Source organism: Kitasatospora sp. NPDC087315 (assembly GCF_044744345.1).
GTDB lineage: Bacteria > Actinomycetota > Actinomycetes > Streptomycetales > Streptomycetaceae > Kitasatospora.
The window spans coordinates 263,518-280,263 of sequence record NZ_JBIUYD010000006.1 but is presented as its reverse complement, the minus strand read 5'-3'; the positions used below and the strand labels follow the sequence as shown (position 1 = coordinate 280,263).

Annotated in this window: 13 protein-coding genes and 1 pseudogene; 11 read left to right on the top strand and 3 right to left on the bottom strand. The window is 70.8% G+C overall.

Annotation, left to right across the window (positions count from 1 at the left end; all coding sequences use genetic code 11):
• Positions 1-51 precede the first annotated feature (51 nt).
• The 3 genes from metH (at position 52) to ACIO5D_RS11515 (ending at position 6,368) form a co-directional block, all read left to right on the top strand.
• The gene (metH, locus tag ACIO5D_RS11525) at positions 52-3,555 is read left to right on the top strand and encodes a methionine synthase (RefSeq protein ID WP_400653616.1); all 3,504 of its coding nucleotides are present in this window, start codon (positions 52-54) and stop codon (positions 3,553-3,555) included.
• A gap of 144 nt (positions 3,556-3,699) precedes the next feature.
• Entirely contained in the window at positions 3,700-4,398 is a 699-nt protein-coding gene (locus tag ACIO5D_RS11520) for an HAD family phosphatase (RefSeq protein WP_363608787.1), read from the top strand.
• Between the two features lie 359 nt (positions 4,399-4,757).
• Entirely contained in the window at positions 4,758-6,368 is a 1,611-nt protein-coding gene (locus ACIO5D_RS11515) for an ABC transporter substrate-binding protein (protein WP_363608786.1), read from the top strand.
• A gap of 106 nt (positions 6,369-6,474) precedes the next feature.
• Here ACIO5D_RS11515 and ACIO5D_RS11510 read toward each other — a convergent pair whose 3' ends face one another.
• Positions 6,475-7,146 (bottom strand): response regulator transcription factor, encoded by a 672-nt coding sequence (locus tag ACIO5D_RS11510; RefSeq protein WP_030299918.1) that lies wholly within the window; start codon positions 7,144-7,146, stop codon positions 6,475-6,477.
• Entirely contained in the window at positions 7,147-8,055 is a 909-nt protein-coding gene (locus ACIO5D_RS11505; RefSeq protein WP_400653615.1) for a RecB family exonuclease, read from the bottom strand. It lies immediately after the preceding gene.
• 168 nt (positions 8,056-8,223) lie between these two features.
• Here ACIO5D_RS11505 and ACIO5D_RS11500 point away from each other — a divergent pair, with 168 nt between their 5' ends.
• The 3 genes from ACIO5D_RS11500 to ACIO5D_RS11490 all read left to right on the top strand — a co-directional run bounded on the left by ACIO5D_RS11500 (position 8,224) and on the right by ACIO5D_RS11490 (position 11,233).
• The gene (locus tag ACIO5D_RS11500) at positions 8,224-9,447 is read left to right on the top strand and encodes a site-2 protease family protein (RefSeq protein ID WP_400653663.1); all 1,224 of its coding nucleotides are present in this window, start codon (positions 8,224-8,226) and stop codon (positions 9,445-9,447) included.
• A 69-nt stretch (positions 9,448-9,516) separates the two neighbouring features.
• Entirely contained in the window at positions 9,517-10,485 is a 969-nt protein-coding gene (locus ACIO5D_RS11495) for a tRNA (adenine-N1)-methyltransferase (protein WP_400794844.1), read from the top strand.
• Between the two features lie 142 nt (positions 10,486-10,627).
• Positions 10,628-11,233 (top strand): hypothetical protein, encoded by a 606-nt coding sequence (locus ACIO5D_RS11490; RefSeq protein ID WP_363608778.1) that lies wholly within the window; start codon positions 10,628-10,630, stop codon positions 11,231-11,233.
• Between the two features lie 3 nt (positions 11,234-11,236).
• On the opposite strand, the gene ACIO5D_RS11485 is transcribed toward ACIO5D_RS11490, so the two are convergent.
• The gene (locus ACIO5D_RS11485; protein ID WP_363608776.1) at positions 11,237-11,539 is read right to left on the bottom strand and encodes a ferredoxin; all 303 of its coding nucleotides are present in this window, start codon (positions 11,537-11,539) and stop codon (positions 11,237-11,239) included.
• Positions 11,540-11,824: 285 nt separating this feature from the next.
• Here ACIO5D_RS11485 and arc point away from each other — a divergent pair, with 285 nt between their 5' ends.
• The 5 genes and pseudogenes from arc (at position 11,825) to prcB (ending at position 16,742) form a co-directional block, all read left to right on the top strand.
• Positions 11,825-13,591 carry a proteasome ATPase gene (arc, locus tag ACIO5D_RS11480; protein ID WP_363608774.1) on the top strand — a complete coding sequence of 589 codons (1,767 nt, stop codon included), beginning with the start codon at positions 11,825-11,827 and terminating at the stop codon, positions 13,589-13,591.
• 240 nt (positions 13,592-13,831) lie between these two features.
• Positions 13,832-15,343, top strand: coding sequence for a depupylase/deamidase Dop (gene dop, locus ACIO5D_RS11475; protein ID WP_363608772.1), 1,512 nt, complete (start codon positions 13,832-13,834; stop codon positions 15,341-15,343).
• A gap of 174 nt (positions 15,344-15,517) precedes the next feature.
• Positions 15,518-15,736, top strand: a complete 219-nt coding sequence (locus ACIO5D_RS11470; protein WP_344321819.1) for a ubiquitin-like protein Pup — start codon at positions 15,518-15,520, stop codon at positions 15,734-15,736.
• Between the two features lie 134 nt (positions 15,737-15,870).
• Positions 15,871-15,948, top strand: a pseudogene (locus ACIO5D_RS11465) (recombination endonuclease VII); the annotation flags it as partial.
• Positions 15,945-16,742, top strand: coding sequence for a proteasome subunit beta (gene prcB / locus ACIO5D_RS11460; RefSeq protein WP_363608849.1), 798 nt, complete (start codon positions 15,945-15,947; stop codon positions 16,740-16,742). The pseudogene ACIO5D_RS11465 and the gene prcB, both read left to right, overlap by 4 nt.
• Positions 16,743-16,746 lie beyond the last annotated feature (4 nt).

The window sequence follows — 16,746 nt, the reverse complement described above, 5'->3', positions numbered from 1 at the left end:
GAGTCAGCGGGGCCGCAAAGCCGACAGCCGTCGCACCCAGGGAGAAGCCCCATGGCCACTGCAGCCGACCCGTCCATCACTCAGCAGAGCCGCGCGAACGCGCTGCGCGAGGCGCTCGCCACCCGGGTGGTGGTAGCCGACGGAGCGATGGGCACCATGCTCCAGGCGCAGGACCCGAGCCTGGAGGACTTCCAGAACCTGGAAGGCTGCAACGAAGTCCTGAACGTCACCCGCCCCGACATCGTGCGCTCGGTCCACGACGCGTACTTCGCGGTCGGCGTGGACTGCGTGGAGACCAACACCTTCGGCGCCAACTTCTCGGCGCTCGGCGAGTACGACATCCCCGACCGGATCTTCGAGCTGTCCGAGTCCGGCGCCAGGATCGCCCGTGAGGCCGCCGACGCGCACACCGACGGCCGGGTCCGCTGGGTGCTCGGCTCGATCGGCCCCGGCACCAAGCTGCCGACGCTCGGCCACGCCCCGTACGAGACGCTGCGGGACGGTTTCCAGCTGAACGCGGCCGGCCTGATCGCCGGCGGTGCCGACGCGCTGCTGGTGGAGACCAGCCAGGACCTGCTCCAGACCAAGGCCGCCATCCTCGGCTCCAAGCGGGCGCTCGCCGAGGCCGGCCTCGATCTGCCGGTGCTGGTCCAGGTGACCGTGGAGACCACCGGCACCATGCTGCTGGGATCGGAGATCGGCGCCGCGCTGACCGCGCTGGAGCCGCTCGGCGTGGACTACATCGGCCTGAACTGCGCCACCGGCCCGGCCGAGATGAGCGAGCACCTGCGCTACCTGGCCAAGAACGCGAAGATCGGCCTCTCCTGCATGCCGAACGCGGGCCTGCCGGTGCTGGGCAAGGACGGCGCCCACTACCCGCTGTCCCCGGCCGAGCTGGCCGAGGCGCACGACGTCTTCACCCGCGAGTACGGCCTCTCGCTGGTCGGCGGCTGCTGCGGCACCACGCCCGAGCACCTGCGCCAGGTGGTCGAGCGGGTCCAGGGCCGTCCGATCGCCTCGCGCGACCCGCGCCCGGAGCCCTCGGCGGCCTCGCTGTACCAGGCGGTGCCGTTCCGCCAGGACACCTCGTACCTGGCGATCGGCGAGCGGACCAACGCCAACGGCTCGAAGAAGTTCCGCGAGTCGATGCTGGCCGGCGACTGGCAGGCCTGTGTGGAGATCGCCCGCGACCAGATCCGCGACGGCTCCCACCTGCTGGACCTCTGCGTGGACTACGTCGGCCGCGACGGCGTCGCCGACATGAAGGAGATCGCCGGCCGGCTGGCCACCGCCTCCACCCTGCCGATCGTGCTGGACTCCACCGAGCCGGACGTGCTGCGCGCGGGCCTGGAGGCGCTCGGCGGCCGCGCCCTGCTCAACTCGGTCAACTACGAGGACGGCGACGGCCCGGACACCCGGTTCGGGCGGATCGCCTCGCTGGCCCGCGAGCACGGTGCGGGCCTGATCGCCCTCACCATCGACGAGGAGGGCCAGGCCCGCACCGCCGAGACCAAGGTCGCCATCGCCGAGCGGCTGATCGCCCAGCTCACCACCGAGTACGGCATCGACGAGGGCTCGATCCTGGTCGACTGCCTGGCCTTCACCCTGGGCACCGGCCAGGAGGAGTCCCGCCGGGACGGCGTCGAGACCATCGAGGCGATCCGTGAGCTCAAGCGCCGCCACCCGGACGTGCAGACCACCCTGGGCCTGTCCAACATCTCCTTCGGGCTGAGCCCGGCCGCCCGCATGGTGATCAACTCGGTCTTCCTGAACGAGTGCGTCGAGGCGGGCCTGGACTCCGCGATCGTGCACGCCTCCAAGATCCTGCCGATGGCCCGGATCCCCGAGGACCAGCGCGAGGTCGCCCTCGACCTGGTCTACGACCGCCGCAGCGAGGGCTACGACCCGCTGCAGAAGCTGCTCCAGCTCTTCGAGGGCGTCTCCTCGACCTCGATGAAGGCGTCCAAGGCGGAGGAGCTGGCGGCGCTGCCGCTGGAGGAGCGCCTCCAGCGCCGGATCATCGACGGCGAGCGCAACGGCCTGGAGACCGACCTGGACGAGGCGCTGACGGAGCGTCCGGCGCTGGAGATCGTCAACAGCACGCTGCTGGCCGGCATGAAGGTGGTCGGCGAGCTGTTCGGCTCCGGCCAGATGCAGCTGCCGTTCGTGCTGCAGTCCGCCGAGGTGATGAAGACCGCGGTGGCCCACCTGGAGCCGCACATGGAGAAGTCCGACGACGAGGGCAAGGGCACCATCGTGCTGGCCACCGTCAAGGGCGACGTCCACGACATCGGCAAGAACCTGGTCGACATCATCCTGTCCAACAACGGCTACAACGTGGTCAACCTGGGCATCAAGCAGCCGGTCTCGGCGATCCTGGACGCCGCCCAGGAGCACCGGGCGGACGTGATCGGGATGTCCGGCCTGCTGGTGAAGTCCACCGTGATCATGAAGGAGAACCTGGAGGAGCTGAACCAGCGCAAGCTGGCGGCCGACTACCCGGTGATCCTCGGCGGCGCCGCGCTCACCCGCGCCTACGTCGAGCAGGACCTGCACGAGATCTACGAGGGCGAGGTCCGCTACGCCCGGGACGCCTTCGAGGGCCTGCGGCTGATGGACGCGCTGATCGCGGTCAAGCGCGGTGTGCCCGGCGCGACCCTGCCGGAGCTCAAGCAGCGCCGGCACGCCCGCACCGAGGTCGTGGAGGAGCCCGAGACCAACCTCGGCCAGGTCCGCTCGGACGTCGCCGTCGACAACACCGTCCCCACCCCGCCGTTCTGGGGCGACCGGATCGTCAAGGGCGTGCCGTTCGCCGACTACGCCTCCTGGCTGGACGAGGACGCGCTGTTCAAGGGCCAGTGGGGCCTCAAGGCGGCGCGCAGCGGCGAAGGGCCCTCGTACGAGGAGCTGGTGGAGACCGAGGGCCGGCCGCGGCTGCGGATGTGGCTGGACCGGCTGCAGACCGAGGGCTGGCTGGAGGCGGCCGTGGTCTACGGCTACTACCCGGCCAACTCCAAGGGCGACGACCTGATCGTCTTCAACGAGGACGGCAGCGAGCGCACCCGCTTCACCTTCCCGCGCCAGCGGCGCGGGCGGCGGCTCTGCCTGGCGGACTTCTTCCGCCCCGAGGAGTCGGGCGTCAAGGACGTGGTGGGCCTGCAGGTGGTCACCATGGGCAACCGGATCTCCGAGGCGGCGAACGAGCTGTTCGCCAACAACTCCTACCGGGACTACCTGGAGCTGCACGGCCTCTCCGTGCAGCTGGCCGAGGCGCTGGCCGAGTTCTGGCACGCCCGGGTCCGCTACGAGCTGGGCTTCTCCGGCGAGGACCCGCAGGACGTCAAGGACATGTTCGCGCTGAAGTACCGGGGCGCCCGGTTCTCGCTCGGCTACGGGGCCTGCCCGGAGCTGGAGGACCGCGCCAAGATCGCCGAGCTGCTGCGGCCGGAGCGGATCGGCGTGGTGCTCTCCGAGGAGTTCCAGCTGCACCCGGAGCAGTCCACCGACGCGATCGTGATCCACCACCCCGAGGCCAAGTACTTCAACGCCCGGTAACCCGGAGGCTGCGCAGCGTTCGCTCTTTTCGGGTGGGCGGGGCGTATCCTGGATCATCCTGAACGGGCCGGTCCGCTCACCAGCGGGCCGGCCCGTGCCATCCCCAGGGGCCTGCCCCGGGGCACGGACGGAAGGATCCCCGCCATGACGACCATCTCCACCACCACCCGCGCCCTCGACCACGGCCGGGGCCTGCAGGCGGTGCTGCTGGACATGGACGGGACCCTGGTGGACACCGAGGACTTCTGGTGGCAGGCCGAGGCCTCGCTCTTCGCCGAGCTGGGCTACGCGCTGGACGAGAACGACCGCGCCCATGTGGTCGGCGGCCCGATGACCCGGGTGATCGACTACCTGCTGGCCGCCACCGGCGTGGACCTCTCGCCGGCCGACCTGACCGTCCTGATCAACCAGCGCTTCGTGGATCTGCTGGCGGGCGGCGTACCGCTCATGCCCGGCGCCGAACGGCTTCTCAACACCCTTGCCGCGCACGGGGTTCCGGCCGCCCTGGTGTCGGCCTCGCAGCGGCACATCATCGACATCGTGCTGCGGTCGCTGGGCGCCCACCACTTCGCCTTCACGGTCGCCGGGGACGAGGTGCCGCGCACCAAGCCGTACCCGGACCCGTACCTGGAGGCGGCGCGGCGGTTCGGCGCGGAGCCGGGCCGCTGTGTGGTGGTCGAGGACGCGCCGACCGGGGTGCGCTCGGCCGAGGCGGCCGGCTGCCCGGTGATCGCGGTGCCCTCGGTGGCGGTGATCGAGCCCGCCCCCGGGCGGCTGGTGCTGCCCTCGCTGGAGCACATCGATCTTGAACTGCTCCGCTCGCTGGTCACCTCGCGAGTGTGATTGTCGTCTCATTGCACATGGGGCTTACCGGCCGGTAAGCGATCGGAACCGGCCAGTCGACCCGGGTGTCCGGGGAGAAAACGGTCATTGACTGACAACTCGTCGGTGGACCCGTCCCGCACCGTCCCCTCGTGTCCCAACTGTCACCTGTGCGGGTATCGGTGGGGTGTGTTCGATATGGCACGCTACTCCAGTTCGTTCCCCACCCCGAGCCCTGCCACCGCCGCTGACGGGCAACCCCGTCCTGCCCGCGGTGGCACGGCGCCCGGCCCGCGTGCCTTCAGCAACCCCGGAGGCGCACCCCATCGCGGGCCACCGGCCCCCTCGGCCGGACCGCACCCAGAAGGACGCGATCCGTGATGACTTCAGCTGAACGACTGGCAGTGCTCGGCTGCGCCGGCCTGGTCGCCGTCTCGGTGACCGGCTGCGGCTCGGTCACCGAAGCGGTCAAGGGGGACGGCGGCAAGGCGATCACCATGGGCACCACCTCGGTCACCAGTGCGCTGGACCCGGCCGTCGCCTACGACCTGGGCTCCTGGCTGCTGCTGCGCAACACCTTCCAGTCGCTGCTGTCCTACCCGGCCGCCTCCAGCGCGCCCAGCCCGGACGCCGCGCAGTCCTGCGAGTTCACCGGCAACGACGCGGTCCAGTACCACTGCACCCTGCGCCCCGGGCTGAAGTTCTCCAACGGCCACCCGCTCACCGCCGCCGACGTGGTGTACTCCATCGAGCGCACCCGGAAGATCGCCGCGGAGAACGGCCCGGCCGGGCTGCTGGACTCGATCAAGTCGGTCGAGGCCAAGGGCGACAACGAGGTCGTCTTCCAGCTCACCAAGGCCGATGCCACGCTCCCGGCCAAACTGGCCGGCCCGGCCGGCGCCATCGTCGACCACCAGGTCTACCCGGCCGACAAGGCGCTGCCCAACGACAAGCTGGTCGGCTCCGGCCCGTACAAGATCGACTCGATCGAGACCATGTCCATCGAGGGCGGCCCGAAGATCCCGGGCAAGGTCGTGCTGTCGCCCAACGACAAGTACAGCGGTGACGCCAAGGTCCGGAACACGAAGTTCACCCTGCGCTACTTCGACAAGACGGGCGAGCTGAAGGACGCGCTGGACAAGGGCGAGATCGACCTGACCGACAACAGCCTGGAGCCCAACACCGCGGCCCAGGTCCGGTCCGAGCAGCAGGGCGGCAAGACCGACCTCCAGGTCGTCGAGGGCGACAGCACCGACACCCGTTACCTGGTCTTCAACACCAAGGACGCGACCGGCGGCAACGTCGCCGTCCGGCAGGCCGCCGCCCAGCTGATCGACCGCAAGGCGCTCGCCCGCGACGTCTTCGCGCGTACCGTCCAGCCGCTGTACTCGATGGTCCCGGCCGGCATCACCGGCCACACCACCGCCTTCTTCGACAAGTACGGCGACCAGGACGTCACCAAGGCCAAGGCGATCCTGAACACCGCCAAGGTCCAGATGCCGGTCAAGCTCACCCTCACCTGGTCGCGCTCGCGCGCCGAGGGCGCCGAGAGCGAGATGCTCAAGAAGCAGCTGGAGGCCGGCGGCGTCTTCCAGGTGACGGTCCAGCACGAGGCCGACTGGGACGTCTTCAAGAAGGGCTGGGCGGACGCCAAGTACCAGGCGTACACCATCGGTTGGTTCGCCGACTACCCCGACCCGGACAACTACGTCGCGCCGCTCCTGGTCGAGGGCGGGGCCTACCACCACGGCTGGGACGACACCCGGATCAGCCAGCGGCTGGTCCCCGACAGCCTCAAGCAGGCCGACCGCACCGCGGCCAACTCGGCCTACGCCCAGATCCAGACCATCGCCGCCGACAACGCGCCGCTGATCCCGCTGTTCCAGAACAAGGCCTTCTACGCCTCGCGTTCGAACATCACCGGCGTGGAGTCGACCGTCGACACCACCGGCGTCTTCCGCTTCTGGGAGATCAGCCGCATCGGCAAGTAGCCGCGCGGCGGCACGGCACCGGGCGACCGGGACACCCTCGGCACGGTGGCCCGTCCGCTCCCCCAGGGTGCGAGGGGGAGCGGACGGGCCACCGTCATGCCCGGGCTCAGAGCGCGCCGGGGCGCACCAGCCCGCTCTCGTACGCGTACACCGCCGCCTGCACCCGGTCGCGCAGCTGGAGCTTGGTCAGCACATGGCCGACATGCGTCTTCACCGTGGTCTCGCTGACGAACAGCTCCGCTGCGATCTCCGCGTTCGACAGCCCGCGCGCCACCAGCTTCAGCACCTCCAGCTCACGCTCGGTCAGCGCGTTCAGCGCCTGCGGCGGCGCCTCCTCGCCCGAGGGCAGCTTGGTGGCGTACATGTCCAGCAGCCGCCGGGTGATGCTCGGCGCCAGCATCGCCGCGCCGTCCGCGACCACCCGGATCGCCTGCACCAGCTCCTCGGCCGGCACGTCCTTCAGCAGGAAGCCGCTGGCGCCCGCGCGCAGCGCCTCCACCACGTACTCGTCCAGGTCGAAGGTGGTCAGCACCAGCACCTTGGCCGGGCCGTCCCGACCCGGCCCGGCGATCCGGCGGGTCGCCTCCACGCCGTCCATCCTGGGCATCCGGATGTCCATCAGCACCACGTCGGGCTGGAGCGCCCGGACCTGGTCCAGCGCCTGCTGTCCGTCGCCGGCCTCGCCGACCACCACCAGGTCGGACTCGGCCTCCAGGATCATCCGGAAACCGGTGCGAAGCAGCGGCTGATCGTCGACCAGCAGCACTCGGATCGTCACCTAGGACTCCTTGCTCATCGGATCCCCCGTGGGATCGTCTTCGTCGGACGTACGGGCCAGCGGCAGCGGGTACGGCGGGGGAGTGCCGCCGAACTCCGGGCAGCTGGCCTGATGGTCGCACCAGTCGCAGAGCCGGTTGCGGGTCGCCGGGAAGTCCCCGGTCGCCACCGCGTGGGTGATCCGCTCCCAGATCGCCCGCAGCTTGCGCTCCACCGCGAGCAGGTCCGCCTCGTCCGGGTCGTAGCTCACCACGTCCCCGCCCCCGCCGAGGTACACCAGCTGCAACCGCTTGGGGAGCACGCCCTTCCAGCGCCACACCACCAGCGCGTAGAACTTCATCTGGAACATCGCCTTGGCCTCGAAGTCCCGCGAGGGCGCCCGGCCGGTCTTGTAGTCCACCAGCCGGACCTCGCCGGTCGGTGCGACGTCCACCCGGTCGATGTAGCCGCGCAGCAGCAGCCCCGACTCCAGGGCCGTCTCCACGTACAGCTCCCGCTCCACCGGGTGCAGCCGGGTCGGGTCCTCCAGCCGGAACCACCGCTCGACCAGCTTCTCGGCGTCCGCCAGCCAGCGCGTCAGCGCCGCCCCGTCCGGATCCTCGGGGAACAGCGAGAGCAGCTCCGGCCGCTCGCCCAGCAGCCGCTCCCACTGCGGGCGCAGCAGGCCCAGCGCCCGCTCCGGCGTCCGCTCCGCCGCCGGGCTGTCGAACAGCCGCTCCAGCACCGCGTGCACCAGCGTGCCCCGGGTCGCCGCCGCGCTCGGCGGCTCCGGCAGCCGGTCGATCACCCGCAGCCGGTACAGCAGCGGGCAGGTCAGGAAGTCCCCCGCACGCGACGGGGACAGGCCGGTCGGGGGCGCCGCCGGACGCGCCGGGGCCACGGCGGCACGGCTGGTGTCGGTCTGCTGCATACCCCGACCCTATTGCCCTGCGCTGTCATCCCGCTGCCACGGGGCTGCCGCCCGCGGGCCCACACTGGGTATGAAGGCAGAGAGAGGGGCGCGCGGAGGACCGCGGCCCCGATCACGTAGCGTGGGCGCACCGGCGCGCGGCGCACGGCGGGGGAACCGACCGAAGGGATCACGGTGAGCGACAGCAGGGGTCGGCAGACCTCCGACCAGCCACCGCACAGCGGCGGCGCCCAGCCCGGGCCGCCGCCCGAGGAGCCGGAACGGCGGAGCGGAATCCTGATGGGCCGCCCCTTCGGCGTGCCCATCTACGTCACCCCCTCCTGGTTCGTCATCGCCGCCCTGATCACCTGGGTCTTCGGCGGCCAGCTCGACCGCGTCCTGCCCGGCCTCGGCGCCGCCCGCTACCTCGTGGCGTTCTCCTTCGCCGTCGCCTTCTACGGCTCCGTCCTGGTGCACGAACTCGCCCACACCGTCGTCGCCCTGCGCTACCGGCTCGGCGTGCGCCGGATCCAGCTGCAGTTCTTCGGCGGTGTCTCGGAGATCGAGAACGAGGCCGAGACCCCCTGGCGGGAGTTCTGGCTGGCCTTCGTCGGCCCGCTGCTCTCGCTGGCGCTCGGCGGCCTCTTCTACCTCGCCCTCCAGGCCGTGGAGCTCTCCACCGTGCCCGGGGTGCTGCTGACCGGCCTGATGGTCAGCAACCTCGTCGTCGCCGCCTTCAACCTGCTGCCGGGCCTGCCGCTGGACGGCGGCCGGATGCTGCGCGCCGTCGTCTGGGGCGTCACCGGCAAGCCCATGAGCGGCACCGTCGCCGCCGCCTGGATCGGTCGGGTGCTGGCCATCGCCGTCCTGATCGGCCTGCCGCTGCTCAGCGCCGCCCGCGGCGTCGAGCGCAGCAGCACCGACACCCTGGTCGACGCGGTGCTGGCCGCCGTCCTCGCCGCGATCATCTGGAACGGCGCCGGCGGCAGCCTGCGCAACGCCCGGCTCAAGGAGGCCCTGCCCGGTCTGCGGCTGCGCGACCTCGCCCGCCGGGCCGTCGAGGTCACCGCCGACACCCCGCTCGGCGAGGCGCTGCGGCAGGCCCGTGAGGCCCGGGCCGGCGCCCTGGTCGTGGTGGACGGCCGCGGCGAGCCGGTCGGGCTGGTCCGCGAGTCCGCCGTCCGGGCCGTCCCCGAGCACCGTCGCCCCTGGGTGGCCGTCGGGGCGCTGGCCCGCGACCTCGAACCCGGCCTGCGGCTGGCCGCCGACCTCACCGGCGAGGACCTGCTGCGCGCCGTGCGCGCCACCCCCGCCGGGGAGTACCTGGTGGTCGAGGCCGACGGCCGGGTGTACGGCGTCGCCGCGCTCACCGACATCGAGCAGCGCCTCACCGCCGCCGTCGCCGGCCGCTGAGGCCCCCGCCGGACCGGGCGGTGATCACCGTGGTCGGCCGGAGCGCGGGCTTCCCTTAGGATTGTCCGCATGTCCGAACCGACCGGTGCCACCCGCCGACGCGGGCCCTTCCAGGTCGGGGACCAGGTCCAGCTGACCGACCCCAAGGGCCGCCACTACACGTTCACGCTCCAGGCCGGGAACCAGTTCCACACCCACAAGGGTGCGTTCCCCCACGACGAGCTGATCGGCGCCCCCGAGGGCACGGTCGTGCGCACCACGGGGAACGTCCCGTACCTCGCGCTGCGCCCCCTGCTCCCCGACTACGTCCTGTCCATGCCGCGCGGCGCCGCCGTGATCTACCCCAAGGACGCGGGGCAGATCCTGGCGATGGCCGACATCTTCGCCGGCGCCCGCGTCGTCGAGGCCGGCGTCGGCTCCGGCGCGCTCTCCAGCTACCTGCTGCGCGCCGTGGGCGACACCGGGCTGCTCGCCTCCTACGAGCGCCGGCAGGACTTCGCCGACATCGCCAAGGGCAACGTCGAGCGCTACTTCGGCGGGCCGCACCCGGCGTGGAAGCTCACCGTCGGCGACCTCCAGGACAACCTGGTCGAGACCGACGTCGACCGTGTCATCCTCGACATGCTCGCCCCCTGGGAGTGCCTGGACGTCGCCTCCGAGGCGCTCGTCCCCGGCGGCCTCATCTGCTGCTACGTGGCCACCACCACGCAGATGTCGAAGACCGTCGAGGCGCTGCGCGAGCACGGCACCTTCACCGAGCCGCAGGCCTGGGAGACCATGGTCCGCACCTGGCACCTGGAGGGCCTGGCGGTCCGCCCGGACCACCGGATGATCGGCCACACCGGCTTCCTGCTCACCGCCCGCCGCCTCGCCGACGGCGTCGAGCCGCCGCTGCGCCGCCGCCGCCCGGCCAAGGGCGCCTACGGCGAGGACTACGACAACGGCACCCCGGAGCCGAGCCTCCAGGAGCGCGCCGCGGCCCGGGCCGCCGCCGCCGCCGCCCGCACCGCTCCCGCCGACGAGACCGACCTCGGCTGACGCACGACCGCCGGAAGGGGTGGTACGACGGGCTCCCCGCCCGCCCGTACCACCCCTTCGTGCTTCCCGCACCCGGGTCGCCGGCCGGCCCGGGGCGTGTGGGACGATGCTCGCTCACACAGACCACTGGAGGGGACGCCTGGTGGAGACCGCGGTCAAGGCGACGGCTGACAGGCAGACACCGCGGGGCCGTACCCGGCCCGGGGAGACGCGCTCCACCCCCTGGCACTGGGCCCTCACGGTCGTCGGCTGCGCCGCCGTGGTGGCCACCACGCTGGCGGCCAACCCGGCCACCGGCACCCCCGGGCCCGCCCGGCCCACGCCCCGGGCCCTCCCGGCGGCCGTCGCCCCCGACCCGGCGAAGGCCGAACTCCCGCTGGAGTGCGGCCCGTTCCCGGTCCGGATATCCGTCAGCTTCGCCGCCGACCTCGGCGACGGCCGGCCCGGCACCGTCACCGCCGCCCACTGCGCGGCCGAGAACGGCACCCCGCCGGACGCCGTCTACCTGCTCGGACCGGGCACCGACGGCCGTCCCGCAGTGCTGGCCACCCTGCTCTCCGAGCGCGAGAACCTCACCGTCGGCAGGCTCGCGCTGCGCGCCGACGGCGCCATCACCGGTCACGCGCAGGGGTATTCGAGCGACGACGTGCCCCGGTTCAGCCCGGACATCTCACTCGACCTCACCTGGACGCGCAAGAGCGGCGGCTGGGACCGTTCCCAGACCGCCGCCCCGTCGGCACGGGCCTGACCGCTACTCGGCGTCCGGCCCGTACACTTCGGTCCGGTCCGAGACCCGGCGCACGTGGATGCAGTCGCCGGGGCACTCCTTCGCCGAGTCCACCACGTCCTGAAGCAGCGTCAGCGGCACCGGAGCGGTCTCGCCGGGCTGCTGGCGCAACTCGTCCTCCGGCCCCTTCACATAGGCCAGGCCGTCGATGTCGAGCTCGAAGACCTCGGGCGCGTACTGCACGCAGATGCCGTCGCCGGTGCACAGATCCTGGTCGATCCACACCTCCAGCGGCTCGCTCGGCGTCGCCTCTTCGGTCACCGACATGGGTCTCCTGCCGTTTCTGTCCCGGGTCGCCCCTTGTTGAGGGCATTCCCGCCATTCGTACAACGATCGGACCCCAGGCCGTGGTCGCGATCGGATATCGACTCGTTCGACGATACATCTGGTCCGCTTTGGGCGGTGCGCGGTGGGTATCCCCTTAGCAGAGGGGAAGCACGCGAGGGCGAAGATCGGACACGCCCGTTCCATCTTTCTTGATCTAGGGGTTTACGGACCCCTGGTCCCAGGTAGGGTCTGGAAGCGTCCAGCTCCCCGGAGGAGGTGAGGACCGTGGCAGCCCACGATGACGACTACAACCGCAGCACCGGCAAGCCCGCTCGTGGTTCCGACGAGGCCGCTCAGGTCTCGTACCTTGAGCAGGAAATCGCCGTTCTGCGCCGCAAGCTCGCCGACTCGCCGCGCAATTCGAGGATCCTCGAAGAGCGGATCGTCGAGCTCCAGACCAACCTGGCCGGAGTGTCCGCCCAGAACGAACGGCTCGCCTCCACCCTGCGAGAGGCCCGCGACCAGATCGTGGCCCTCAAGGAGGAAGTGGACCGGCTGGCACAGCCCCCGGCCGGATTCGGCGTCTTCCTCGACCAGAACGAGGACGGCACCGCCGACATCTTCACCGGGGGGCGCAAGCTCCGCGTGAACGTCAGCCCCAACGTCGACCTCGACGAGCTGCGGCGCGGCCAGGAAGTGATGCTCAACGAGGCCCTCAACGTCGTGGACGCGATGGCCTTCGAGCGGATCGGCGACATCGTCACCCTCAAGGAGGTCCTGGAGGACGGCGAACGCGCCCTGGTCATCGGCCACACCGACGAGGAGCGGGTGGTGCGCCTCGCCGAACCGCTGCGCGAGCTCACCATCCGGGCGGGGGACGCCCTGTTGCTGGAGCCCCGCTCCGGCTACGTGTACGAGGTCGTGCCGAAGGCCGAGGTCGAGGAGCTGGTCCTCGAGGAGGTCCCGGACATCGACTACCGCCAGATCGGCGGTCTCAGCAACCAGATCGAGCTGATCCGCGACGCGGTCGAGCTGCCGTACCTGCACGCCGACCTCTTCAAGGAGTACGAGCTGCGCCCGCCCAAGGGCGTCCTGCTCTACGGCCCGCCCGGCTGCGGAAAGACGCTGATCGCCAAGGCGGTGGCGAACTCGCTGGCCAAGAAGGTCGCCGAGGTCACCGGCCGGCCCCAGGGCAAGAGCTACTTCCTCAACATCAAGGGCCCCGAGCTGCTCAACAAGTACGTGGGGGAGACCGAGCGGCAGATCCGCCTGGTCTTCCAGCGGGCCCGGGAGAAGGCCGGCGAGGGCACCCCCGTCATCGTCTTCTTCGACGAGATGGAGTCGCTCTTCCGCACCCGCGGTTCGGGCGTCAGCTCGGACGTGGAGAACACCATCGTCCCCCAGCTGCTCGCCGAGATCGACGGCGTGGAGGGCCTGGAGAACGTCATCGTCATCGGCGCCTCGAACCGCGAGGACATGATCGACCCGGCGATCCTGCGGCCCGGCCGCCTGGACGTCAAGATCAAGATCGAGCGCCCGGACGCCGAGGCCGCCAAGGACATCTTCTCCAAGTACCTCAAGGACTCGCTGCCGTTCCACCCGGACGACGTCAAGGAGCACGACGGCTCCGTCGAGGCCACCGTGGCGGCGATGATCCAGTCGGTGGTGGAGCGGATGTACTCCGAGACCGAGGAGAACCGCTTCCTGGAGGTCACCTACGCCAACGGTGACAAGGAGGTCCTGTACTTCAAGGACTTCAACTCCGGTGCGATGATCCAGAACATCGTCGACCGTGCGAAGAAGATGGCCATCAAGGACTTCCTCGACCACGGCCAGCGCGGTCTGCGCGTCTCCCACCTGCTCGCCGCCTGCGTGGACGAGTTCAAGGAGAACGAGGACCTGCCGAACACCACCAACCCGGACGACTGGGCCCGGATCTCCGGCAAGAAGGGCGAGCGGATCGTCTTCATCCGCACGCTGGTCACCGGGAAGCAGGGCGCCGAGTCCGGCCGCTCGATCGACACTGTCGCCAACACCGGGCAGTACCTGTAGTCGCAGTACCCGTAACCGAACCACCCGGGCCGGCAGCGGTCCCCGGGACAGCACGCATCCCGTCCGGCTGTGGCGCCTCGCGGCCCCGCAGCCGGACGGCGCGTCTCGGGACCCGGCCGTCGGCGCGGCGTTCTAGGCTCGACCCACCGTTCGCGGGCACAACGCCCGCGTCGGTGTTGTTCAGCGGTACGTCAGCGTGTTCCGCCCGTGGGGGGCGGCGCACCGGGCAAGGAGGGCCGCATGACCGTACGGCGCGTGATGGGCATCGAGACCGAGTACGGGATCTCCGTACCCGGGCACCCCAACGCCAACGCCATGCTCACCTCGTCCCAGATCGTCAACGCGTACGCGGCGGCGATGCACCGGGCTCGGCGGGCCCGTTGGGACTTCGAGGAGGAGAATCCGCTGCGCGACGCCCGGGGCTTCGACCTCGCGCGCGACGTCGCGGACGCCAGCCAGCTGACCGACGAGGACATCGGCCTCGCCAATGTCATCCTCACCAACGGCGCGCGGTTCTACGTGGACCACGCGCACCCCGAGTACAGCTCGCCCGAGGTGACCAACCCGCGCGACGCCGTGCTCTGGGACAAGGCCGGCGAGCGGATCATGGCGGCGGCCGCCCAGCGCGCCCTGGAACTGCCCAACGGCCAGAACATCCTCCTGTACAAGAACAACACCGACAACAAGGGCGCCTCCTACGGCACCCACGAGAACTACCTGATGAAACGGGCGACACCGTTCGCCGACATCGTCCGCCACCTCACCCCGTTCTTCGTCTCCCGCCAGGTGGTCACCGGCGCCGGCCGGGTCGGCATCGGCCAGGACGGCTCCGCCCACGGCTTCCAGATCAGCCAGCGCGCCGACTACTTCGAGGTCGAGGTGGGCCTGGAGACCACCCTCAAGCGGCCGATCATCAACACCCGCGACGAACCGCACGCCGACGCCGAGAAGTACCGCCGGCTCCACGTGATCATCGGGGACGCCAACCTCTCCGAGATCTCCACCTACCTCAAACTGGGCACCACCGCACTGGTCCTGTCGATGATCGAGGACGCCTTCATCGCCTCCGACCTCGCCGTGGACCAGCCGGTGCGCACCCTGCACCGGGTCTCCCACGACCCCTCGCTCAAACACCTCATCACCCTGCGCAACGGCCGCAGACTCACTGCCGTCCAGCTTCAGCTGGAGTACTTCGAGCTGGCCCGCAAGTACGTCGAGGACCGCTTCGGCAACGACGCGGACGAGCAGACGGTGGACGTCCTGGCCCGCTGGGAGGACGTGCTGGGGCGGCTGGAGCGCGACCCGATGTCGCTCTCCCGGCAGCTGGACTGGATCGCCAAACGGGAGATCCTGGAGGGCTACCGCAGCCGCGACGCCCTGGAGTGGGACAGCTCCCGGCTCCAGCTGGTCGACCTCCAGTACAGCGACGTCCGGCCCGACAAGGGCCTCTACAACCGCCTGGTGGCCCGGGGCCGGTTCGACCGGCTGCTCACCGAGGACGAGGTCCAGCGGGCCGCCACCAAGCCCCCGGAGGACACCAGGGCGTACTTCCGCGGCCGCTGTCTCGAACAGTACGCCGAGCATGTCGCCGCGGCCTCCTGGGACTCGGTGATCTTCGACCTGCCGGGCCGGGACTCGCTGCAGCGGGTCCCCACCCTGGAGCCGCTGCGCGGCACCCGCAACCACGTCAAGGAACTGCTGGACCGCTGTCGCACGGCCGAGGACCTGCTCCGGGTGCTTTCCGGCGGGTAACTTTTCGATCACCATGGGTGAACGTCCGCCGAATGGGAATCATCCGGGGTGGCAGCGGGTGTTGGACAGGAAGTGCCACCGGCAAACCGGGAGCAGCAGTCGCACCTTGTGTATAGGGTCGATGCAGCAAGCAACGACCAAACCGTGCCAGACGATTCGAGCGGGGTGAGGGAAATGGCGAGCAAGGACACCGGCGGCGGCCAGCAGCGGGCGAACCGCTCCTCCGAGGAGGTCGAGGAGCAGGCCGCGGAAGCGCAGAATTCCGACGACCTCAAGGAACGCCAGGAAAAGCTGAGCGATGACGTCGACGCGGTTCTGGACGAAATCGACGAAGTACTCGAGTCCAACGCCGAGGATTTTGTCCGGCAGTTCGTGCAAAAGGGCGGCCAGTAGCCCCGGCAGGGCATTCAGGGAATTCACGGTTGCGACCGCCGAGGGCGGGCGGGCGGCACGGGCCGTCCGTCCGTCCGGGTCCGGCCCCTGCACGGGTGGATAGTGATCGCCGGGCGGGTAGGGTGCGGGCAGCGCGCGCTTCAAGCTACCTGGAAGGAATCGTGTGGAAGCCAACACTCGTGGCACCGGGCGTCTACCGGCTGCCTTCCTGACCCCGGGGTCCTCGTCGTTCCTCGACTTCCTGGCGGAGCACCAGCCGGAGCTGATTCCCGGCCGCCGCAGCCTCCCCGAGGGAGCGGTCGTCGAGGCCCCGCACGGGACGACCATCGTCGCGGCGGTGTTCGACGGCGGCGTGGTGATCGCCGGTGACCGGCGGGCGACCATGGGCAACATGATCGCCCAGCGCGACATGGAGAAGGTCTTCCCGGCCGACGAGTACAGCGCGGTCGGCATCGCGGGCACCGCCGGCCTCGCGGTCGAGATGGTCAGGCTGTTCCAGCTGGAGCTGGAGCACTACGAGAAGATCGAGGGCACCGTGCTCTCCCTGGAGGGCAAGGCCAACCGCCTCACCACCATGATCCGGGGGAACCTGGGCATGGCGATGCAGGGCCTCGCGGTCGTCCCGCTCTTCGCCGGCTACGACCTCGACCTCGGCCGCGGCCGGATCTTCAGCTACGACGTCACCGGAGGCCGCTCCGAGGACCGCGGGTTCGCCGCCACCGGCTCCGGCTCGGTCTTCGCCCGGGGCTCGATGAAGAAGCTCTACCGGGACGGCCTGACGGCCGAGCAGGCCGCCACGCTGGTCGTCCAGGCCCTCTACGACGCGGCCGACGACGACTCCGCCACCGGCGGTCCCGACCTCGCCCGCAAGATCTTCCCGATCGTCTCGCTGATCACCGAGGACGGCTTCCGCCGGCTCACCGAGGCCGAGGTCTCCGCGATCGCCGTCTCCATCACCGACCACCGCCTGGCCCACCCCAACGGCCCGCAGGCCCCGCTGCTCTAGCCAT